The organism is Cupriavidus sp. 05L310 (assembly GCF_056398185.1).
This window is the reverse complement of sequence record NZ_JBFTOX010000096.1, coordinates 1-21,897: the sequence shown is the minus strand read 5'-3', so window position 1 is coordinate 21,897 and position 21,897 is coordinate 1. Positions and strand designations below refer to the sequence as shown.

At 65.5% G+C, this 21,897-nt stretch carries 19 protein-coding genes and 1 pseudogene; 10 read left to right on the top strand and 10 right to left on the bottom strand.

The genetic code is table 11. The features are described 5' to 3' along the window. Positions 1-215 precede the first annotated feature (215 nt). On the bottom strand, positions 216-1,163 hold the full coding sequence (locus AC1DS6_RS40225; RefSeq protein WP_477104590.1) for a LysR family transcriptional regulator: 948 nt from the start codon (positions 1,161-1,163) through the stop codon (positions 216-218). Positions 1,164-1,310: 147 nt separating this feature from the next. Between AC1DS6_RS40225 and AC1DS6_RS40220 the strand changes: the two genes are divergently transcribed. From AC1DS6_RS40220 to AC1DS6_RS40185, 8 genes are all read left to right on the top strand, one after another. Beyond that, positions 1,311-2,288: a tripartite tricarboxylate transporter substrate binding protein gene (locus tag AC1DS6_RS40220; protein ID WP_477104589.1), complete on the top strand. Its 978-nt coding sequence runs from the start codon at positions 1,311-1,313 to the stop codon at positions 2,286-2,288. A 106-nt stretch (positions 2,289-2,394) separates the two neighbouring features. Then, a complete protein-coding gene (locus tag AC1DS6_RS40215) occupies positions 2,395-4,500 on the top strand; it encodes an acetate--CoA ligase family protein (RefSeq protein WP_477104588.1) in 2,106 nt (701 codons plus the stop codon). Then, the gene (locus AC1DS6_RS40210) at positions 4,497-5,663 is read left to right on the top strand and encodes an acyl-CoA dehydrogenase family protein (RefSeq protein ID WP_477104587.1); all 1,167 of its coding nucleotides are present in this window, start codon (positions 4,497-4,499) and stop codon (positions 5,661-5,663) included. The genes AC1DS6_RS40215 and AC1DS6_RS40210 overlap by 4 nt, the downstream gene beginning before the upstream one ends. 29 nt (positions 5,664-5,692) lie before the next feature. Then, the gene (locus tag AC1DS6_RS40205) at positions 5,693-6,586 is read left to right on the top strand and encodes a MaoC/PaaZ C-terminal domain-containing protein (protein ID WP_477104586.1); all 894 of its coding nucleotides are present in this window, start codon (positions 5,693-5,695) and stop codon (positions 6,584-6,586) included. 47 nt (positions 6,587-6,633) lie between these two features. Beyond that, entirely contained in the window at positions 6,634-7,383 is a 750-nt protein-coding gene (fabG, locus tag AC1DS6_RS40200) for a 3-oxoacyl-ACP reductase FabG (RefSeq protein ID WP_441636952.1), read from the top strand. Continuing rightward, entirely contained in the window at positions 7,376-8,200 is an 825-nt protein-coding gene (locus AC1DS6_RS40195) for an enoyl-CoA hydratase/isomerase family protein (RefSeq protein ID WP_441636950.1), read from the top strand. The genes fabG and AC1DS6_RS40195 overlap by 8 nt, the downstream gene beginning before the upstream one ends. Then, a complete protein-coding gene (locus AC1DS6_RS40190; RefSeq protein WP_441636948.1) occupies positions 8,197-9,393 on the top strand; it encodes an acetyl-CoA C-acetyltransferase in 1,197 nt (398 codons plus the stop codon). Before AC1DS6_RS40195 ends, AC1DS6_RS40190 begins: the two co-directional genes overlap by 4 nt. A 31-nt stretch (positions 9,394-9,424) precedes the next feature. Continuing rightward, positions 9,425-10,681: a CoA transferase gene (locus tag AC1DS6_RS40185; RefSeq protein ID WP_441636946.1), complete on the top strand. Its 1,257-nt coding sequence runs from the start codon at positions 9,425-9,427 to the stop codon at positions 10,679-10,681. A 173-nt stretch (positions 10,682-10,854) separates the two neighbouring features. Here the strand turns inward: AC1DS6_RS40185 and AC1DS6_RS40180 are convergent. The 9 genes and pseudogenes from AC1DS6_RS40180 to AC1DS6_RS40140 form a co-directional block, all read right to left on the bottom strand. Then, positions 10,855-11,845 (bottom strand): annotated as a pseudogene (locus AC1DS6_RS40180) (IS630 family transposase). Between the two features lie 295 nt (positions 11,846-12,140). Beyond that, positions 12,141-12,596: a nuclear transport factor 2 family protein gene (locus AC1DS6_RS40175; protein WP_477104585.1), complete on the bottom strand. Its 456-nt coding sequence runs from the start codon at positions 12,594-12,596 to the stop codon at positions 12,141-12,143. Further along, positions 12,593-13,378: an SDR family NAD(P)-dependent oxidoreductase gene (locus AC1DS6_RS40170; RefSeq protein WP_477104584.1), complete on the bottom strand. Its 786-nt coding sequence runs from the start codon at positions 13,376-13,378 to the stop codon at positions 12,593-12,595. Before AC1DS6_RS40170 ends, AC1DS6_RS40175 begins: the two co-directional genes overlap by 4 nt. 70 nt (positions 13,379-13,448) lie before the next feature. After that, positions 13,449-14,015, bottom strand: coding sequence for a DUF3833 domain-containing protein (locus AC1DS6_RS40165; protein ID WP_477104583.1), 567 nt, complete (start codon positions 14,013-14,015; stop codon positions 13,449-13,451). Further along, the gene (locus AC1DS6_RS40160) at positions 14,012-15,295 is read right to left on the bottom strand and encodes an MFS transporter (RefSeq protein ID WP_477104582.1); all 1,284 of its coding nucleotides are present in this window, start codon (positions 15,293-15,295) and stop codon (positions 14,012-14,014) included. Before AC1DS6_RS40160 ends, AC1DS6_RS40165 begins: the two co-directional genes overlap by 4 nt. Then, entirely contained in the window at positions 15,292-15,795 is a 504-nt protein-coding gene (locus tag AC1DS6_RS40155) for a chalcone isomerase family protein (RefSeq protein ID WP_477104581.1), read from the bottom strand. The genes AC1DS6_RS40160 and AC1DS6_RS40155 overlap by 4 nt, the downstream gene beginning before the upstream one ends. A gap of 28 nt (positions 15,796-15,823) precedes the next feature. Further along, a complete protein-coding gene (locus AC1DS6_RS40150) occupies positions 15,824-17,038 on the bottom strand; it encodes a class I SAM-dependent methyltransferase (protein ID WP_477104580.1) in 1,215 nt (404 codons plus the stop codon). Next, positions 17,035-17,916, bottom strand: coding sequence for a DUF1365 domain-containing protein (locus AC1DS6_RS40145; RefSeq protein ID WP_477104579.1), 882 nt, complete (start codon positions 17,914-17,916; stop codon positions 17,035-17,037). Before AC1DS6_RS40145 ends, AC1DS6_RS40150 begins: the two co-directional genes overlap by 4 nt. Next, complete coding sequence (locus AC1DS6_RS40140; protein ID WP_477104578.1) at positions 17,913-19,259, bottom strand: NAD(P)/FAD-dependent oxidoreductase; 1,347 nt, start codon at positions 19,257-19,259, stop codon at positions 17,913-17,915. The genes AC1DS6_RS40145 and AC1DS6_RS40140 overlap by 4 nt, the downstream gene beginning before the upstream one ends. A 179-nt stretch (positions 19,260-19,438) precedes the next feature. Between AC1DS6_RS40140 and AC1DS6_RS40135 the strand changes: the two genes are divergently transcribed. Then, on the top strand, positions 19,439-20,053 hold the full coding sequence (locus AC1DS6_RS40135; RefSeq protein ID WP_035864517.1) for a TetR/AcrR family transcriptional regulator: 615 nt from the start codon (positions 19,439-19,441) through the stop codon (positions 20,051-20,053). Positions 20,054-21,536: 1,483 nt separating this feature from the next. Next, positions 21,537-21,897, top strand: a 361-nt coding sequence (locus AC1DS6_RS40130) for a plasmid pRiA4b ORF-3 family protein (protein WP_477104577.1), incomplete at its 3' end; no start/stop codon positions are given.

The window sequence follows — 21,897 nt, the reverse complement described above, 5'->3', positions numbered from 1 at the left end:
CGCCGCGATTTTGCTAAGGACAGGGTGCGCGGATCTCATCGAGGCTGCGGGCGTGCTTCGGCTATCGTCCAAGTGCAAGCCGGATACATGCATGCAGACCGTTTCGACATCACGAACAAGAAGCTTGCAAAAGGCGTCGGGTCCATACAGGCACGAAAGGTACGATTGCTCCTAGTTGCTATGGGCGAAGTCCGTGTAGCCGTAGGCCGGCCGCGTTACCCTTGGCGCCTACCTCCGCTCCGCTTAACTACCTCCCGCCTGGCCCCAGGCGCCTTCTCCGTCGTTGCCTCGATACTCTCGCGAAAACGTTGCGTGACAGCGGTTTCGGCCAGCGCGTGATACGCCAGCGAAATGCCGATCGACGCATCCGGCGGCAGGTCGGAGATCGGGCGGAATACCACGCGGCCCGATGAGTGGGATGCGTTGACAGACGGCACCAGGGCGACCCCGAGCCCGCTATCCACCAGCCCTACCACGGTCTGCACCTGTACGGCTTCCTGCGCGATGTAGGGGCTGATGCCGGCGCGTGCGAACAGGTGCGACACCGCGGCTTGCAGGCCGCCCACGCGTGAGGGCGTGTAGCCGATCAGGGGGTAGTCGGCGAGGTCGTGCAAGGCGACCTGCTTCTGCTTGGCCAGGGCGTGGCCGCGCGGGAGCGCGGCACAGAATACGTCGGTCTGGATCAGCTGGAAGCGGACGTTCTCCGGGCGGGCGGTGGGCACGCGCACGAAGCCCACGTCAAGCTCGCCGCTTTCCACCAGCGATAGCAGTTCGAGGTTGGTGCCTTCGCGCAATTCCAGCTTGACATGCGGGTGGCGCTTGGTGAACGCCTGTATCAGCCGCGGCAGCAACCCGAACGTGACCGAGCCGATAAACCCGATGCGTAGCCGTCCGGCTTCGCCGCTGGCGGTCGCACGCGCGGCCGCGCTGACTTCTTCCGCATTCTGCAGGCATTTCCTGGCGGCTTGCAGGGCGGCTTCGCCGGGGGCGGTCAGCCGTACGCCGCGGGCAGTGCGCTCGAACAAGGGCGTGCCGAGTTCTTCCTCCAGTTTGCGGATGGCGACGGAAAGCGGCGGCTGTGCCATGAAGAGCCGCTCTGCCGCCCGGCTGAAGCTGCTGGTCTCGGCGACGGCGACGAATTGCTTGAGTTGACGCAGGTCCATCCATATACCTCGTGTATAGCTCGGTGCATGTAAAGTATTGGATTAAGTATATGGCATTGCTTACGATTGTTTCTGAAACAGGCACAAAGAAGCCGAGGGCGCCAGGCACACGTTTGGCCGCGCCTGACCTCAGACCGGAGACAATCGATGATCAGCACGAAACGCTGGCTTGCCGCTGCCGTTGCGGCCACCGCCGCGCTCACCTTGCCCGCGCTTACCTTAGCGCAGACTTTTCCTGCCAAGCCCGTCAAGATCGTCGTGCCTTACCCGCCGGGTGGCACCAATGACATCGTGGTACGCCTGCTGGCGCAGAAGCTGGGTGACAGCATGGGCCAGCCGTTCGTGGTCGAAAACAAGCCCGGCGCCTCCGGCAACCTGGGCGCGGAACAGGTGGCCCGCGCGGCGCCCGACGGCTACACGCTGCTGCTGGTGACGACCGGGCATTCGATCCACCCTTCGCTCTACAAGAACCTGCGCTACAACATCAAGACCGATCTCACGCCGGTGAGCGAGCTCACGCGCGGCCCGATGCTGGTGATGGTGACCCCGTCGTTGCCTTACAAGACGGTGCAGGACGTGATCGCCGCGGCCAAGGCCAAGCCGGGATCGATCAACTTCGGCTCGGCGGGCAACGGCTCGTCCACGCACCTGGCCATCGAGCTGCTGAGCTCGATGGCCGGGGTGAAGATGACCCACATCCCGTACAGCGGCAGCGCGCCTGCCATGGCGGACGTGATGGCGGGCAATGCCCAGCTGGTGATGGACCTGATGTTCTCGGCGCTGCCGCAGGTCAATGGCGGCAAGCTACGTGCGATCGCCATCACCGGCGCCAAGCGCTCGCCGCTGCTGCCTAATGTGCCAACGGTGGCAGAGTCCGGCGTGCCAGGCTTCGAGACCCTGGCGTGGAACGGGCTGATGGCGCCCTCAAGCACGCCCAAGCCGATCATTGACAAGCTCAACGCCGAGATCCACAAGGCGCTGGACGCGCCGGAGATGAAGGAGCGCCTGCGCGCGCAGGGCTTCGAGCCGTCGCCGGGCACGCCTGAGCAGTTCGGCGCGTTGATCCGCTCGGAGATCGACCGTTGGGCAAAGGTCGTCAAGACGTCCGGCGCCAAAGTCGAATAAGCCAGATTTGCGAAGGCAGGGGCGACTGCCGCGCCGGCCCGATCCGATCCTTTTCTTTTCCTCGTCCCTCTCCGCCGCCACTGTTTTTCTTGCAAGCGATCTCGCCATGCCAGACCGTAATCCCTTTGTCCGTCTCCTTCGCCCGCGTTCCGTCGCCGTCATCGGCGCGTCGGACGATCCGCTGCGCATCGGCGGCCGGCCTATCGACTACATGCGCAGCCAGGGGTACCAGGGCCGCCTGATGCCGGTCAACCCCAGTCGCGCCACCATCCAGGGCCTGGAAGCCTACGCCAGCGTGGCCGACCTTCCGCAGACGCCGGACGTGGCCATCGTGGCGGTGGCCGCCAAGCTGGCGCCCGACGTGGTAGCGGAACTGGCGGCACGCGGCACGGCGGCGGCCATTGTGTTTTCCGCCGGGTTTGCCGAGGCCGGGGACGAGGGCGCGCAGATCCAGCAACGCATGGTGGCTTCGGCGCGCAAATACGGCATGCGCCTGCTTGGCCCGAACTCGCTGGGCGTGGTCAATCCCGGCACCGGATTTTACGGCAGCTTCACCTCGGTGGTGGAAATGGGCTTTCCGGTGGCGGGGCGGGTCGGCATTGCCAGCCAGTCCGGCGCGTATGGCAGCCACATCCTGGGCATTGCGCGCGATGCAGGCATCGGCGTGTCGGCCTGCGTGATGAGCGGCAACGAGAGCGACATCAGCCTGGGCGACATCGTCCACGCCATGGTGGACGACGACAACACCGATGTGATCGCGGTCTACTCCGAGGGCATCCGCGACGGGCAGCGCCTGATGCAGGCGCTGGAGGCCGCGCGCAAGGCGCGCAAGCCGGTGGTCATGATGAAGGTTGGCACCAGCGCGGTGGGCAGCGCGGCGGCGCAGTCGCACACTGCTTCGCTGGCCGGCAACGACGCGGTGACCGATGCCGTGCTGGCCGAGTTCGGCGTGGTGCGGGCGCGCTCCACCGAGCATATGCTCGACGTGGCACGACTGGCCACGCGCCGCATCTATCCTGCCAACAATTCCCTGGGCGTGATTACCGTCAGCGGCGGCGCCGGCGTCATTATTTCCGACGCGGCGGAAGCGGCCGGCTTGCCGATGCCGGAGATGCCCCCTGCGACCCAGGAGCACCTGAGAGCATTGCTGCCCTTTGCCGCGCCGCGCAACCCGGTGGACTGCACGGCGCAGTTCCTGAACGACATGACCATCGCGGGGCGCTTCACGCAAGCGGTGGTGGCCGAGGGCGGCTACCAGTCGGTGCTGGGTTTCTTTACCTACACAGGCGGCGCCGACTCGATCGCGCCGCGCCTGCGCGAGCAGCTAAAGGGCGTGCGCGACAAGCATCCTGACCGGCTCTACCTGCTGTCGGTGCTGGCCTCGCCCGAGCGTGTGCGCGAGTACGAGGCCGACGGCTTCACCGTATTCGAGGATCCCACCCGCGCGGTGGTGGCCATCGAAGCCATGGGCCGCTTTGGGCAAGCGTTTGAGCGGGCTCCCAGCTTGCCGCCGCCCGCGGTGCCCGCTGTGGACCTGCCGGGACGCACGCCCAGCGAGGCGCAGGCCAAGCGCGTGCTGGCGCAGGCCGGCATCGCCGTGGCCCCGGAACGCGCTTGCGCCACGGCCAGCGAGACGGTGGCGGCGGCCGAGGCGTTGGGCTATCCCGTGGTGCTCAAGATCCTGTCGCCGGACATCCAGCACAAGTCCGAGATCGGCGGCGTGCTGCTGAACATCACCGATGCCGAGGGCGTGCGTGCCGGCTTCGGCCTGTTGATTGCTCGCGGCAAGGAGGCCGTGCCGGGCGCGCGCCTCGAAGGCGTGCTGGTCGCCAAACAGCTCAGCGGCGGCGTGGAGTGCATTCTCGGCATCCAGCGCGATCCGGTCTTTGGCCCGGTGGCCATGTTCGGGCTGGGCGGCATCTTTGTGGAAGTGATGAAGGACGTGGTGCTGCACCGTTGCCCGTTCGGCGAGGACGTGGCCGAGCAGATGATCCGCTCCATCAAGGGCGCGCCGCTGCTGCTGGGCGCGCGCGGCAAGCCGCCGGTGGATATCAAGGCGCTGGCGGGCATGCTGGCGCGGCTGTCTGTGTTTGCGCACCAGGCTGGCCCGCGCCTGCAATCGGTGGACCTGAATCCGGTGTTTGCGATGCCGCAAGGACAGGGCGCCTTTGCCGTCGACGCCGTGATCGAGGTGACGGAGCTGCCCCGATGATTCGCGACGCCGAAACCCTCAACGCCCTGCTCGACAGCATCCAGCACTTTGTGCGCGAGGAACTGGTGCCCGCCGAGCGCCTGGTGGACGAAACCGACGAGATCCCGCCGCGCATCGTGCAAGGCATGAAGGATCTCGGCCTGTGTGGCATGACCATCCCGGAGGCGTACGGCGGGCTGGGGCTCACCACCGAAGAAGAGGCGCTTGCCGCCATCGAACTGTGCCAGACCTCGCCGGCGTTCCGCTCGCTGATCGGCACCACCATCGGCATCGGCTCGCAAGGCATCCTGATGGATGGCACGGATGCGCAGAAGCAGGCATTCCTGCCGCGCCTGGCCAGCGGCGAGATCCTGGCCTCGTTCGCCCTGACCGAGCCGGAGGCCGGCTCCGATGCCGCATCCCTGCGTACCACCGCGAGCGCAAACGGCGATGACTACGTGATCAACGGCACCAAGCGCTATATCACCAATGCGCCCTATGCCGGCATCTTCACGGTGATGGCGCGCACGGACGCCGCCATCCCGGGCGCGGCTGGCATCACCGCCTTTATCGTGGACGCCGGCACGCCGGGCATCAGCTTTGGCAAGCGGGACCGCAAGATGGGCCAGCGCGGCTCGCATACCTGCGATGTGATCTTCGACAACGTGCGGGTGCCGGCCAGCCGCATTATCGGCGGCGCCGGTAACACGGGGCAGGGTTTTCGCACCGCGATGAAGGTATTGGACAAGGGGCGCATCCACGTTGCCGCCGTCTGCGTGGGCGTGGCCGAGCGGATGCTGCGCGATGCCCTGCGCTATGCCACCGAGCGCCGCCAGTTCGGCCAGCCGATTGCCAGCTTCCAGCTGGTGCAGGCGATGCTGGCCGACAGCCAGGCGGAACTGTACGCCGCGCGCAGCATGCTGCTCGATACCGCGCGCAAGCGCGACGACGGCCTGAACGTCTCCACCGAGGCGGCTTGCTGCAAGCTGTTTGCCTCCGAGATGTGCGGCCGCGTGGCCGACCGCGCGGTGCAGATCTTTGGCGGTGCCGGCTATGTGGCCGACAGCGGCATCGAGCGCTTTTACCGCGATGTGCGCCTGTTCCGCATCTTTGAAGGCACCACCCAGATCCAGCAGGTTGTCATCGCCCGCAACATGATCCGCGGCGCCGCAGCGCAGGCCTGACGCAATCACCATCGACCAGAAGATCCGCCATGCCTCTCGATCCCAAGCAACTCCTCAGCCGCCAGTTTGCGCCCGTCGAGCAGGCTTACAGCGCGCGCGACAGCATGTGCTACGCGCTGGGCATCGGCCTGGGCGCCGATCCGCTGGACGCGGGCCAGTTGCGCTACGTCTATGAGCACGCGCGCGGCGGCCTGCAGGCGCTGCCCTCGCTGGTCAACGTGCTGGGCTACAGCGGCTTCTGGGCCGACCAAGCGGACACCGGCATCACCTGGCAGAAGCTGGTGCATGCCGAGCAGGCGTTCGTGCTGCACCGTCCGTTGCCGGCGCAGGGCCGGGTGGTTGGCCGGAACAAGGTCACCGCGCTATACGACAAAGGCCCGGACAAAGGCGCGTTGATGATGCAGGAGCGCCAGGTGCATGACGCGGCCACCGGCGACCTGCTGGCCACCGTCACCCAGACAACCATGCTGCGCGCCGATGGCGGCTTTGCCGCCGGCGGCGCCACGGCGGGCTCGCCGCCGCCTCCGCATGGGATGCCCGAGCGCGAGCCGGATGCCGTGTGCGATCTGGCGACGCTGCCGCAGGCTGCGTTGCTCTACCGGCTCAACGGGGACTTCAATCCCTTGCACGCCGACCCGGCGGTGGCGCAGCCGGCCGGGTTCTCACGGCCCATCCTGCATGGCCTTTGCACCATGGGCATCGCCATGCACGCCGTGCTGAAAACCGTGCTTGGCTACGACGCCGCGACGGTGCGCGGCATGCGGGTGCGCTTTACGGCCCCGGTGTTGCCCGGCGAAACGCTGCGCACGGCGATCTGGGTCGATGGCCCGGTGGTGTCGCTGCGCACCACGGCGCTGGAACGCGGCGTGGTGGTGCTCAACGCCGGGCGCGTGGACCTGGGCCAGCCGCCCGCTCCAATCTGACGCTGCTTGCGCAGTCATCCCGATACACGTATTCCGAGGAGAACCGAATGGATCTACAGATCAAGGACAAAGTCGCCATCGTCACGGGCTCGGCCCGCGGGCTGGGCGCGGCTACGGCACGCCACCTGGCGCAAGAGGGCGTCAAGGTGGTGATCACGGACATTCTGCGCGAGCAGGCCGAAGCCACGGCCGCCGCGCTGCGCGCCGACGGCTTGCAGGCGCATTGCATCGTCGCGGACATCACCAAGAGCGCCGACGTGCAGCGGCTGGTGGATGAAGCCGTCGCGTATTTTGGCGGGGTGCACATCCTGGTCAACAACGCCGGCTTTCCACGCGACAAGTACCTCGTCAAGATGACCGAGGAGGACTGGGATCTGGTGATGGAGGTCATGCTCAAGGGCGCCTTCCTGGCCACCAAGGCCGTGATGCCGCGCTTGATCGAACAGGGCTGGGGACGGGTCATCAACATCAGCTCGCGCGCGCACCTCGGCAATCCCACGCAGGCCAACTACGCGGCGGCCAAGGCCGGGCTGATCGGCATGGCCAAGGCGCTGGCGCTGGAGGAAGGGCGCTACGGCGTGACGGTCAATTGCGTGGCGCCTGGCTTCATGGAAACCGAGATGGTGCAGGCCTTGCCCACCTACGAGACCATCAAGGAGCGGGCTGTCGCCGCGCAGCCGATCAAGCGGGTTGGCCGGCCGGGCGACATCGCCGATGCAGTGGCCTTCCTGGCTTCGGAGCGCGCCAGCTTCATTACCGGCGAAGTGCTGCATGTGACCGGTGGGCGCTATGGCTGAGATCTCGGCAGGGCCGGTGCGTTGCTCCGCCAAAGACGGCATTGCCACGCTGATGCTGGACAACCCGCCGCTGAACGTGGTCTTCCGCGGCCTGACCGAGGCGCTTGACCGTGCCCTGGACGCGCTGGAACGCGATCCCGCCGTGCGCGCCGTGGTGCTGACCGGCGCCGGCACCCGTGCCTTCTGCGCGGGATCCGATATCGCCGAGTTCCGGCCGCTGATGCGGCCCGGGCAGATCGTGCCGGGCAAGCTTGCCTTGCAGCATGCGGTGTTCGGGCGGCTGGACGATTTCCCGAAGCCGACGGTGGCGGCGGTCAATGGCCTGGCGTTTGGCGGCGGCCTGGAGATCGCGGTCTGCTGCGACCTGATCGTGGCGGACGAGACGGCGCGCTTCGCGCTGCCCGAGATCAAGCTGGGCGTGTTCCCCGGCAGCGGCGGCCCGGTGCGCGTCACGCGTCGCGTGGGCGAAGGGCGTGCCAAGGAGCTGATGTTCCTGGGCGAGGCCATCGACGCCGGCACCGCGCTGGCCTGGGGCCTGGTCAATCGCGTGGCGCCGCCGGGCCAGGCGCTGCAAGCCGCATTGGCGCTGGCCACCACGCTGGCGCAGCGCCCGCCGCTGGCGCTGGCGCTGTGCAAGCAGGCCATCGACCTGAGCTTTGACACTACCGAAGACGAGGCCATGCGGCGGGCACTGCCGCTGTCGGACCGCGTCTTCAGTTCCAAGGAAGCGCAGGAAGGCGTACGTGCCTTCTTCGCCAGGGAAACCCCGCGGTTCGGCACTGACGAACTGCATCAAGAACAAAGGACGCCATCATGAAACGAGCCGCAATCGTCTCCCCGCTGCGTACGCCGATCGGCGCGTTCGGCGGCAGCCTGCGCAGCATCTCCGTGGAAGAACTCGGCGCCACCGTGGCGCGCGCCGTGGTCGAGCGCACGGGCCTGGATCCGGCCCGCATCGAGGATGTGGTGTTCGCCCATTCCTACGCCAACGGCGAAGTGCCTTGCACAGGCCGCTGGGTGGCGCTACAGGCCGGCTTTCCCATCAGCGTTGCCGGCATGCAGCTGGACCGCCGCTGCGGCAGCGGCCTGCAAGCCATCGCCACGGCTGCGATGATGGTGCAGACCGGCGCCGCCGATGTCGTGATGGCCGGCGGCGTCGAGAGCATGAGCAACGTGGAGTACTACACCACCGACATGCGCTGGGGCAAGCGCGCCGGCACCGTGAAGTTCCATGACCGCCTGGAGCGCGGGCGCGAGCGCTCGCAGCCCGAATCCCGCTTTGGCCGTATCTCCGGCATGATCGAGACCGCCGAGAACCTGGCGCGCGACTACGGCATCTCGCGCGAGGAGGCCGACGCTTTTGCGCTGCGCAGCCACCAGCGCGCCGCCGCCGCGTGGTCCAGCGGCAAGTTCGCGCAGGAGGTGGTGCCGGTCAGCGTGCCGCAACGAAAGGGCGAGGCGCTGATCGTGAGTGAGGACGAGGGCATCCGTGGCGATCTCACCATCGAGCAGCTCGCGCGGCTCAAGCCCCTGATGAAGGACGGCATCGTCACCGCGGGCAATGCTTGCCAGCAGAACGATGCCGCTGCCGCCTGCCTGATCGTGACCGAGGACAAGCTGGAAGCACTCGGCCTGGAGCCCATCGGCTACCTGCATAGCTGGGCCGTGGCCGGTTGCGAGCCGTCGCACATGGGCATCGGCCCGGTGCCGGCTGTCAAGAAGCTGTTCGGCAAGAATGGGCTGGGCTTCGACGACATGGGCCTGGTGGAGCTGAACGAAGCCTTTGCCTGCCAAGCGCTGGCCTGCGCCAAGGGCTGGGGCTGGAACGATCCGGAGCGCTTCAACGTCAACGGGTCCGGCATCTCGCTGGGCCATCCGGTGGGCGCCACCGGCGTGCGCATCATGACCTCGCTGATGCATGAGCTGGGCCGGCGCGGCGCGCGCTATGGGCTGGAAACCATGTGCATCGGCGGCGGGCAGGGCATCGCCGCCGTGTTCGAACGCGCCTGACGCCGCAGCCAATACGAACCGGACCGCCCCCATGACCTACCCCTTCCTCAACCGGCTGCGCGTGATCGAAAGCTCGGCCTTCATCGCGGCGCCGCTGGCCGGCCTCACGCTGGCGCAGTTCGGCGCAGACGTGATCCGCGTGGACATGATCGGCGGCGGCATCGATTACATGCGCATGCCGCGCATGCCGCAGGCCGACGGCAAAGGGCGCAGCCTGTACTGGACCGCGCTGAACAAGGGCAAGCGAAGCATCGCGGTTGACCTGCGCAAGCCCGAAGGGCGCGAGCTGGTGCAGGCGCTGGCGACGGCGCCAGGGCCGGATGCGGGCGTGCTGCTGACCAATATCGGCACGCCGTGGCTCGCGCACGAGGCGCTGGCCGCGCGGCGCGCGGACATGATCAGCTGCACCATCCAAGGCAACGGCGACGGCAGCACGGCGGTGGACTACACGGTTAATTGCGCCACCGGATATCCGGCTGTCACCGGCGGCGGGTCGCGTGAGAGGCCGGTCAACCATGTGCTGCCGGCGTGGGACATTGCCTGCGCGTACCAGGCCGCCTTTGCCGTGGTCGCGGCGGTGGAGCAGCGCCGGCGCACGGGCGCAGGCGCGGAGCTGAAGCTGGCGCTGTCGGACATGGCCTTCACCATGCTGTCGCATCTTGGCCTGCTGGCCGAGGCCGAATTGCTGCAGCAGGAGCGGCCGTCGATCGGCAACCACCTGTATGGTGCCTTCGGCCGCGACTTCGGCACGCTGGACGGCGGCCGCCTGATGGTGGCAGCGATCTCGGCCGGGCAATGGAAAGCGCTGGTGGAGGCTTGCGGCATTGCCGGGCAGGTGACTGCGCTGGAGCAGCGTACCGGCCTGAACCTGGGCGACGAGGCCGATCGGTTTGCCTGCCGCGAGGCCATTGCCGAGCTGGTCGCACCCTGGTTTGCCACCCGCACGCAGGCCGAGGCGGAGCGTTTTCTGGAAGCGCGCAAGGTCTGCTGGGGCCGCTACAGCACGGTCGGCGAGTTGCTGGCCGGCGATCCGCGTGTCAGCCTTGCCAATCCGGTGTTCGAGCGCATTGCGACGCCAGGGATCGGCGAACATCTTGCGGCCGGAGCGGCCGTGCGGGTTCCGTCGATCGAGCGCGAGGCAACTTTGCCGGCCGCGTTGCTGGGCACGCATACCAACCAGGTACTGCATGAAATCCTGGGGCTGGACGGCGCCGCCATAGGCCGGCTGCATGATGCCGGCGTGGTGGCGGGCCCGGAGCGCGATCCCACTGCCAGCGGCACTGCGTGACGAACGTGGTGGACTCGGCGGGTGGCAATTCGAGGGGGACAGAGAACGCTTGGGGTTACCTAACTGATACCAGATAGGTATCTAACAGATACCATTTGGCTTTCCGTGGCGGCCGATCTTTCACTTATCTGCGATCGACGCGCAGCTTATTGATCCTTGTATAAATGATGACATCACCACAACTCGGCCTGCTTCCAGCACGCGGCAATGATGCTAGCGCGTTGCTGTGCGCTGCGCAGCCGATTGCGGGCGGTCGTTTGGAGTTCGGTGAGCGAGTGTGGACAGAAGTTGGCCAGGGCATGGCGCTTGAGCCAGGCTCAGAGATACTCCACTGGATTCAGGTCCGGGCTGTAGGGCGGGACAAAGGCCATCTGCACGGCACCATCCGTGCTATCGAGGTAGTCGCGCACGAGATCCGACTCTTGTGCTGCGCGGCGCCGTCCCAGATGATCATCAGGCGGCGCTTGAGGTGCGCGCGCAGTGCCTTGAGGAGCTCCACGATCTGTGCACTCTTGATCGCGCCGTCGTAAAGGCGGAACAGGCAGTTGTGATAACTGAGGCCCGCGATGGCCGAGACATGTTTCCAGTTGAAATGAAACTGGATGACTGGCGTTTGACCTTTCGGCGCCCAGGTGCGCACGCGCGTGGGTCGCTCCGAAAGTCCAGACTCGTCAATGAAGACGATCAGCCGTTGCTCCCGCGTACCCATTTTTTGAGCGCGGGCCAGGTTTTTTGCTTCCACGCCAGCACGGCGTCCTCGTCGCGTTCGATAGCGCGTCGGTCTGGGCGTTGGGGCGAGAAGCCGAGCGAATCCAGAATTCGCCAGACATGGGCCTCGTTGTATGACACCCCGAAGCGTTGCTCGATGAGTAGACGCACCCGTTTGAGCGTCCACAGTTCGGTGCCAAAGCCATGCTCGGTGGGGCGCTGCAGCAAAGCACGACACAACTGCTCGCGCTGGGCATCGTCGAGCAACGACGGCCGTCCACGGGCCATGGTGCGCAGCGCATCGAAGCCGCCTTCGTCCAGTCGCGCCTTCCATGTGTACACCGTCTGCCGWGCCACGCCCACCGCAGCCGCAACCTCCGCGACCGGCTTGTTCGCTAACAGCATCCGTCCAGCGCGAACCCGCTTTCTGGTCGCTTCGTCCATCTTCCCAGYCATGCAATCGACTCCCGATCAACGCCTTGRTCAGATAACGCGTGAGACTCGAATCGGTTGTCATGATTTATACAAGTCTCAATAGGGGCGGCCTTACTGCAGCCGGGAAGCCATTCCATGACACGGCGTTAGCAAACGTCCCATTTGGTCGAGCTTGCCGCGCAGTTCCGTAGGTTTGGGGCACCGCGCGCGAGTGTTTGTTCGAGTTCGGGCGGCTCGGCGCAGGCTAAACGGTGCTAATCCCTGCTGGAGCAGAGGCACTCGGTCTTGCGGCGATCCAGCACAGGAAACCCGTGGGCTAGCGGAGCGGCGTGGCGAAGCGGCGGCGCAGCCAGGCTACGATGGGACCAAGCACCGGCAATTGCTGCCAGAGTTCTTCCGCGGCATCCCAGTAATCCCGATGAAAAGTGACGCAGCCGCTCTCATCAAAGCGCAAGTGTGTACTGCCATGGACCTGATGCGGCTTCCCCTTCAGTACAAAGTGAAAGTTCCACACCACAAAGGCCTGGGTCGCGCCGGCTTGCCCGATCTTCTCGGCGATCACGAAGCGCGGGTTGTCCGCGGCAACGAACATATGAGCGAAGATCCGGCGGATAGCCTCTCGCCCGCGCACGTCGTTGAAGGGATCCTTGAAACGGGCATCCTCGGAGTAGAAGCGCGCGATGTCGCCCAGCGAAGACGGCGAGAGGGTTTCGTACCAGTGCAGCAACGCGTCCAGCGGGATTGGTGGAGCCGGTGGGGTCAGATGGGTCACGACGCATCCATTACTTTTTGCAGCGCTGCAAAGCGCAACCGGTACGGTAGCAGGCTCGCCAGCTTGAGCAGCCGGGTAAAGCGGCGCGGAAAATCGATCTCAAAACGGCCTCGCGCCAGGCCTCGCAGGATAGCCTCGGCGGCGACCTCAGGCGTGAGCAGAGCGGGCATGGGAAAGGCATTATGCGCCGTCAGCCGGGTCTTGACGAAGCCGGGGTTGACCAGGTAGACGCCCAGTCCATGTGGATGCAGTTCCGCATAGAGCAGCTCCGCCAAGTTGATCAGCGCGGCTTTGGTCGGGCCGTAAACTGTGGCATTGGGCAGTCCCATATAACCGGCCACGCTGGCCACCAGCACCAGGCTGCCGCTGCCGCGTGCCAGCATATCGGCGAGCGTGGACTGCAATCCGTAATAGACACTGTTCAGATTCGTCTCGATGGTGTGGCGCACGCTTTCGGCCTCCAGTTCCCAGGGGCGCAGTGGGCGGTAGTCGGCGGCACAGAACACCACCAGGTCGACGCCGTCCCACGCCTCGCGCAGGCTGGCGTGCGCCGGGCCCCAGGCGCCGGGGTCGGTGGCGTCCATTGGTAACAGGAGCGCCTTTGCGTCGTCTTGCGCCACCACTCTCAAGGCTTCGGCGCGCCGCGCGGACAGCGCCACCCAGGCGCCGCGTGCAAGCAGGGCGCGCGCCAGCGCCGCGCCAATGCCGCTCGAAGCGCCGACCAGCCATACCCGTTTCCCGTTCCATTCGGTCCAGCGCGGATTGAGTGCCATCCAGGCCATGCTTGCCTCTTCTGATTGAACTAATAGCAACAGCGGATCGGATCGGACCGGCGGCAGCCAGCTGCGGCCGTTACCGCGGTCGCCTGAAAAACACCGTGACCTGCCCCACCTCGAAGCCGAACTTCGAGACGCTGGCGCGGTTGATCATGGTGTGCGCGTCGACCAGGTACATCCAGTCGTCGAACTGCACGTCATAGGTGGTGTTGCCCACCGGCAGCCTCAACGTGTAACGCCAGTTCAGGGCGTTGCCGGCGCTATGTCCGATCGCCTCGCCCACTACATCGCCGGCACGCCCGCGCCAAGTGCCGTCGAGCTGCCGCGCCAGCGTCCAGGTGCGCTGCTCGGCGGTGCCGTCGCTGTAGTTGAAATGCTCGTCGAGCACGAAGTCGTTGCCCTGCCGGCGGCCTTCGATAGCCACCGTAAAGCGCTTGACGACCTCGCCCCCGCGTTTCTGGAACATGCCCCACGCCTCGGTTTTGCCAGTAAAGAAGGCGGGCACATCAAGCATTGGCTGCTGCTGCGCGTACCGGGAAATATCCGGGCCGGTGCAGGCCGCCAGCGAGAAGGCGGAACACAGCAGCCAGCGCCGATACCGATAGGGGCGGTGCACCAGGCGGGGAAGGCCGACGCGGGTCATATTGGCTTCTCCTTTGGGGATTGGGATGTCGCACGTGTGCGCAGGCACAGCATGGCGGCGAGCTTGAATACGCAGGGCAGGCCGCCGTAGACCAGCGCCAACGCATGGCTGCCCGCCGGACTACCACCGGCGCCAGGCTGATAACCGCACCACGCCAGCAAGGGCAGAGCCAGGCCGGATAGCGCGAGCGCCAGCTTGCCCAGCAGGCTCCAGATGCCGTAGTAGCTGGCGGGCTGCTCCCCGGCGGGAATCAGGCCGGCCAGCAGCACAGGCGGCAAGGCAAGATCGGCACCGAGTGCCAGGCCAGCCACCACGCAGACCGCCAGATAGGCGCCGGTATCGCCCGCGCCGAGCCCCGCCGCCCAAACGAAGGCGGCTACCGCCAGTACCATGCCGAGGCGCCAGGCGCGTGCAGGCCCGAGCCGGGCCGACAGCCGGGTCCAGAGTGGCAGGCCTGCGGCGCCTGCGGCGAAATACGTGGCCAGGAATGCCCCGGACAACTGCGGCGCACCGAGCCGGTCCTGGATGAAAAACAGGGCCAGCGTAGCCGGTATCGATACCGAGACGGCGTTGAGGAAATAGGGCAGCAGCAAATGCCGGAAGCCGCGGTTGGCCAATGTGGCGCGCCAGCCCGCCACCCCTGCGTCATGGTGGCGCCAGGCTGGCGCGCGCCGCAGCAATAGCCACAGCGCCGCCAGCAGCAAGGCGGCAAACAGCAGAGCGTAGCTGGCCATGGCCGGCTCCGCGGGCCAGCCAGAGGCACCCAGCAGCCAGGCAGGCAGCACGCTGGCCAGCATCACGCCCGCCAGGCCCGCTCCTTCGCGCCAGGCAGCCGCGCGGGTCAGGGCGGCGGGGTCGCGGGAAAGGCGCGCGCCCCAGGCCAGGTAGGCGATACTGACCACGCTGTGCGCGCTGTAGACCAGTACAAGGGTGAGGGCCAGCCAGGCCGCCAGCGCGGCGCCCCGCACCGGCGGCAGCCACAGCGCGGCAAAGGTGGCGGCCAGCATCAGGCACGCCAGCCATAATGCTGGCGTCAGCTTGCCGCGTTGCATAAGCCGGGCGATCCAGCGACCGAGGAAGGGATCCTGCACGGTATCGACCAAGCGGGCTGCGAACAGTACCGTGCCGGTGGCAGACAAGGCCAGTCCCAGTTCGCTGGCGTAGTAGGCCGGCACCTGTATATAGACTGGCAGTGCCGCCATGGCTAGCGGCATCCCGAGCAGGCCATAGGCCGCCATGGCGGGAACCGTGGCGGCGGACGCGGCGCCCGGGGTGTTCATCGCGTCAGCCCGAGCAGACGCTGGCGCAATGCTGGCGCACGGGTGGCGGGATCGAGCCAGATCGAGAAGAAGGCCTTGGCGAAGTCCGGGTCATCGATTTCCGCGGTCAGTTGCTCACCGGCGTAGAAGCGCACGCCTTTGCCGGGCACGAACACTCCGGTAAGCGTATCGCCGGGCCGCACGTCGACAAAGGCAAGCGCCATGTGCGCCCGCCAGCTTTCGAGCTGTTGCGGGCCGGGTGCGGTGCCGCCGGCGCTGCCGATGCGCTTCATCTCGTCCAGGCTTGTTTCGACCAGGCGCTCGCGCTTGATGCCGCGGTCGTAGGTCAGTTGCAGCGCGAAGGGAGCCTGCGGCGCGAGCGGCAGACGCACGCTCCAGAGCTGGGCGGTATAGAATCGGAAGCCAAACACGCGGAACTCGCCTTCGCCCGACAGGCGGGCGGGCTGTACGTCGGCACGCCAGCCGGCCGCGGCTAGGGCAGGCGCGCAGAGAATGGTCATGATGAGGGCGACAGCGGCGCGGCGCATCTCACCCCGCCCTTTGCAAGACAAACTGCATGACGTCGGTACGGCCTTCGTCGAATCCCGCTTCGCAGTAGCACAGATAGAGCCGCCAGGTACGAACGAAGGTATTGTCGAAGCCCTGCGCGGCGATATCGTCCAGCGCCTGCTCGAAGGCGGCACGCCAGTGGCGCAGCGTCTGCGCGTAATCGGGGCCGAAGGCCAGTGCGGCGCGGCCGTCCATCCCCGCCTGCAAGGCAGCGCGCAGAAAGCGCCGGGGGCTTGGCAGCATGCCGCCGGGAAACACATACTCTCGGATAAAGTCGCTGCTGGCACGATAGGCTTCGAAGCGCTGCTCCGCGATCGTGATCGATTGCACCAGCGCGCGTGCCCCGGGCCGCAGGCGCTGGCGCAGCATGCCGAAGTAGCAGGGCCAGTAACGCTCGCCCACTGCCTCGAACATCTCGATCGAGACGATGGCGTCGTACTCGCCGTCGAGGTCGCGATAGTCGCGCAGTTCCAGCCTGGCGAGCCCTTCCAGCCCCGCCTCGACCACGCGCCGCCGGGCGACCTCAAGCTGGGCCACGGAAATGGTGATACCGTGCACCTGAATACCCTGGCGGGCCGCGTGCAGGGCAAAGCCGCCCCAGCCACAGCCGACTTCCAGCACGCGCATGCCGGGCTTGAGGGCGAGGGTGTTGACAATGTGCTGATACTTCGCGTACTGCGCGGTTTCAAGCGAGCGATTCTTCTCGCCCTGAAACAGCGCGGCGGAATAGGTCCAGCTCGGGTCTAGCCAGCGCTGGTAGAAGGCATTGCCGAGGTCATAGTGTGCATGGATATTGCGCCGGCTGCCCTGGCGGCTGTTGGGGCGCAACACGTGGCGCAGGCCGTACCACAGCCGCGCCAGCCAGCTGCCGACCACGGTCTGCGGTAGCGCTGGCTCGTTGCGGATGGCCAGGCGCAGCAGCGCGGTCAGGTCCGGGCTGTCGACCCAGCCCGCCCGGTAGGCCTCGGCGAAACCGATATCACCGGCGCGCAGGATCTCACCGCAGGCGCGCCAGTCATGCAGCTCCAGGCGCGCCCCGGGACCGCCGTGGGGGTCGCCAAACAGGCGCTGCTCGCCCGCAGGCGTGACCAGCAGGAGGTGGCCGACGCAAATACGTTCGAGCAATGTCAGAAAGAGACGGGCTGACGCAGGGGCACCGTCGGGCGGCAAGGTAAGCGCGCGGGAAGGCGTCATGGCTGGTTATCCTCGGACTGCGGCAGGTTGGTGGAGGGGTTGCGGTTTGCCGGACCGGGTGGACCGGCGGGGCGGGAGGCGCCAGCCGCACCGGCAAAAACGGCATCTGCCGGCGTAGCCGATGGCGCGGGGTTCTTGCCATGGAAAGGCACCTTCTTCAGCCACAGGCGCAGGGCCTGCGAGTGGATACGTGCCATCACCGATATCGTGAGCCATGGCTGCCGCGCCAGTGCGCCCAGCACATTGGGACGCGAAAACGGCAAGCGCCGCCCGCCAATCGCGGTGCGGATCAGCAGGCCCCCCGCGTCGTAATAGTCGATGCCGGCAAATGCGGTGCCCTCGGTATCGCGAAATCGGAACGTGTAGCCGCCTTCGACTTGGCAGAAGGGCGAAACATGCAGGGCCTTGCGGCAGGTCAGCACGGTGCTGACACCGATCACGCCTTGGTCTGGTGCCGACAGCAGATACCGGTGGCTGGCGCCGAAGGTGTTGTTAACTTCCGCCAGCACCGCGCGCAAGTCACCGGCGCAGTCATGGCAGTACCAGAAACTGACCGGATTGAAGGCGTAGCCGAAAACCCGGGGGAAGGTCTGCAACCAGATCTCACCGTCGACGGGCAGGCCGGCCTGCGTCAGCAACTGGCGCATCCACGACGAGAGTCCGCTGCCATCGCGCGGGCCATAATCCCGCGTGTAGAGGGCGAGCGGCGCCCAGCAGTCGATGCCGAACCACCAGTGGCGCAAGGCAGGAAGACGGTCGAGATTGCAGCGAAGGAAAAACACCGGATACACAAAACGGTTGCGCACCGGGCGCAGGCGTTCGTGCATCACGCGCCCGACCATCAGCCAGGCAGCAGGCTTGTCGGAAGCGGCGCTCATATTCGTGCCCAATCAGGCAATGCGTCGAAATCGGCCGCCACGCGCAGGGCGGACTTGAGGCCGTCCTCATGAAAGCCATAGCCCGTCCAGGCACCGGCAAACCAGGTGCGGCGCCGGCCCTGTAACGCCGGTACCCTGGCTTGCGCCGCCACCGCGGCCAGGTCAAAGACGGGATGCTGGTATTGGTAGCGGCCCAGTTCAGTGCCCGGTGCCGGCGGCGCGATCGGATTGAGCGTCACGACTACCGGAGTCTTGAAGGGCAGCGGCTGGAGCTGGTTACACAGGTAGCTGACGCAGACCGGACGGGCAGGGTCGGCAGCGCAGTCGTCCGGGCTCGAATCGCGGCCGTTGGTGCCAACCGAGCGGCCGAGGTAATTCCAGGCCGACCAAACTTGGCGCCGGCGCGGCAACAGGGCGGGATCGGTATGGAGGATCGCCACGTTAGGCTGGTACTGCACCGCGCCAAGCACGGAACGCTCAGTAGGATCGGCATCGACCAGCATACGCAGCGTGGTCGGGGCGTGGGTTGCCAGCACCACGGCATCGAAGTGCTCGGGGCCGTTATCGGTCAGCAGGTCCACGCCCGCGTCGTGTCGCCGGATGCTCTGCACTGCCGTCGACAAACGGATGCTGGCCCCGCGCTTGCCGAGTTGCGCCGCAATCTGGCGTACATACTCGCGCCCGCCGCCAAGCACCGTTTTCCACTGCGGCCGGTTGTTGACTTGCAACAGGGCATGGTTCAGGCAGAAGCGCAGGAAGGTCGCCGCCGGAAAGCGCAGGATATCCGCAGTGGCACTGGACCAGATTGCGGCGGCCATCGGCAGCAGGTAGTTCTGGCGGAAAGGATGGCCATAGCCGCCACCGCTCAGGAGTTCGCCGACTGAGCAGCCGCTCTGCGTGGCCATGACCAGGTTACGCTCGGCCGCGCCATTGAAGCGCGCGATATCCCGTAACATGGACAGGAAACTCGGGGAAACCAGGTTGCGGCGCTGCGCGAACACCGTGTTGAGATTGCTGCCCGCCCACTCCAGTCGGCCCCGGTCCAGCGACACCGAGAACGACATATCGCTTGGGTGGGCAGTGACGCCCAGTTCCGCGAACAGCGCGATCAGGTTGGGATAGGTCCGGTCGTTGAAAACCAGGAAGCCGGTATCGACCGGATGGCACGATCTCTCCAGTTCCACGTCGACGGTATTGGTGTGGCCGCCGAGGTAATTGCCGGCCTCCAACAGCGTAATGTTGTGCCGGCGCGACAGCAGATATGCGCTCGCCAGGCCCGAGATGCCAGCGCCGACCACCGCGATGCGCTGGCCACGCGGATAGGAACCGGGTGCGCCACTCATGCCTGATCCTCGCCACAAAGGAAACAGGCAACGGCGCCGGCAACCCTGTGCCTGGCGGGGTTTTTGGACCGGCTCTGCCGGGGTTCTTCTGAATTCGACATCGCTGTGCCTGGATGGGTGCTATGATGGATTCGTACCGCATTGGAAAAAAGATTACTACATAGTAGCGATAATTACTAATGAGTATTTTCGGCAGGCTCAGTTTTAAGGACCAGGCCTTCAAGCTTCGCGAGAACGCCATTCTTGATGCGGCGACGCGTATCTTGGGGATCAAGGGCTTCGACCTGATGACCATGGACGACGTGGCGCTGGAGGTCGGCATCTCCAAGCCCAGCCTCTACAAGCATTTCAAATCGAAGGAGGATCTGGTCGGTGAGGCCTTGATCCGGCTGATCGACGGTGCGCTCGAGTACCTTGAACAATTGCCGGTGGACATGACCGGGCTTGCGCGGCTGCGCGCATTGCTGGAATGGGCTCTGCGGGTCCGCCTGACCGGCGGGCTGCCGTTCCTGCCGTCCACCAGCCCCCACGTGCGCGAGATGCTGACCCGCAACCTGCGCTACGTGACGCGGGTGCTCAAGCTCAACCGGCAACTGGAAAAGCTCGTCGGCGAGGCCAAGAAGGCCGGAGAGTTGGACCCGTCGCTGCCCGACGACGTGATCCTGTTCAGCTACTACGCCCGCACCTGCGACCCGGCGGTGGAATATCTACAGCTCTACAGCAAGCTCGGCACCGACGAGATCGTCGAACACATGCTGAAGGTGTGCTTCGAGGGAATGCGCAGTCACTTGTAGGCGGCCACGGAACGGGCCGTAGACCTATGGCCTGATGCCTACTTATACGGGGAAGATGGTGGACTGGACTCACCCCGTGACGCGTCCGGGACAGGCGCCTGGATGAGGCTCGGCGATACATGCCCTAGAGAGCAGAAATTGCCCGCTTGGCAGAAGCAATAGCAGACTGCGGAAAAGCCCGTACTGATGAAGCCGGTGGTACAGCGGACCCCGTCTGGCGAGAGATGCTGACCCTTGGGGCGTAACAGGGGAGGAAACCTGAGTGCGTTTTGACGTCAGCAAGGTTGGCAATCGGCAAGTTTGGCATGTGGCGCAAGCGCTTGAGCTGCGAACAGCAGGCTCCGGCACTTTTGGTCATGCCCATCGCTAGCCGCTATCAGCGATGCCCGCGCTCTCACTACGCAATCCAGTTGGTTATCGGGGCACCGAGTAGCCTGGAGCGTCAGTACCACAGTACAAAGGTACTGGGGGGTTTTGCTTTTATGGCGGCGATTTTCTTGGAGGTGCCACACGCCGCACTCCAAAGCGCTCGGACGAAAAAAACCCGCCAAAGGAGGCGGGTTGAATCCATGTCGAGGAGACAAGGAGGAGACAAGGGTTAGTATAAACCCTAGTTTTTCTGATGGCAACGGTCCCTCGTTACAATTTCCGCAATGCAGCATTGTCTTTGCCGAGGCGCCAAAAATGGCGTCTTTTTTTGACCCCCAGAAAAATGTGACAGTATCATGCATTGTCTTTTTGTGCTGCATGATGCGCACGCGCGTCATGTTGATGACCGCCGCGGCGTTGACCTGCGGACAAGCACCGCTATCGCGATTGGGATGCGGGTGGCGAGATGGGACACTGACGGGACACCTACCCGGAGAAAACAAAAAACAGAGAACTATGTTTGTCTTGTAAGTATTTGATTCGATTACGTTTAGTGCCTCTCTGTTACTCCTGATTTCTCGCGATCTCCGATCTTTAATCCGTTGGTCGAAAAAAACCCGCGTCGCCGGGTGGAAACGCGGGTAAATAGCGGTACTGCTCAGCCAATGTACAGAGACTTAAAGATTCCTCATATCAGGGTTAACAAAAGTGTTGCGTCGCAGCATATGCCATCGGAAAGCCGCTGCTATGTGGTAGGTGCCATGCTTTGCTTGCTATCCAGCCTGCAGCCCTCGCACGCGCGCGCGTGAGACCCGCCAAAAGTCGCGGCTTGTGGCAACAGTTGAGACGTATCCGTCTGCAGAACCCATGTTGACGTTGGGCTACGGCTCCGGCAGGCCATCGGAGCGGTGGACGAGCGTCGGATGTTAGGAGACCGCGCCAAATCGGGGGCAACGTCGATGTTCTCTGCCGAGAGGCTAATGAGGCACCTTCAATGCGCGCATGGCTCCCGATCCTGGGCCGGCAAACTCCGTCCTTCAAGGAGACCGCGCCAAAGCGGGGGCAGACGACCGTGCCACTGCTGAGAGGCCAATGAGGCACCTAAAATGCGCGCATGGCTTCCGTTCCTGGGCCGGTGATCTCCGTCCTTCAACTTCGAATTGCTCTGAGCGGCCTGTGCCCGCCGGTTTGGCGACGCGTCCTCGTTCCTGAGCACTTGACGCTCGGACAATTGCACAATGTCATCCAGGTAGTCATGGGTTGGGCCAACGAGCATCTGCACACGTTCAGCATTCGTGGCAGGCGTCACGGCGAAGCTCATGAGGGCGTCTTGCAGTTCTCCACCGCGGCAAACGAACTGCCACTGACTGCGTTTCGTCTCCGCGAACACGAAGGCTTCGTCTATGTGTATGACTTCAACGCGTGGTGGCGCCACGAGATACGGGTGGAGCGGCGTAGGCTGCGGCAACATCCTG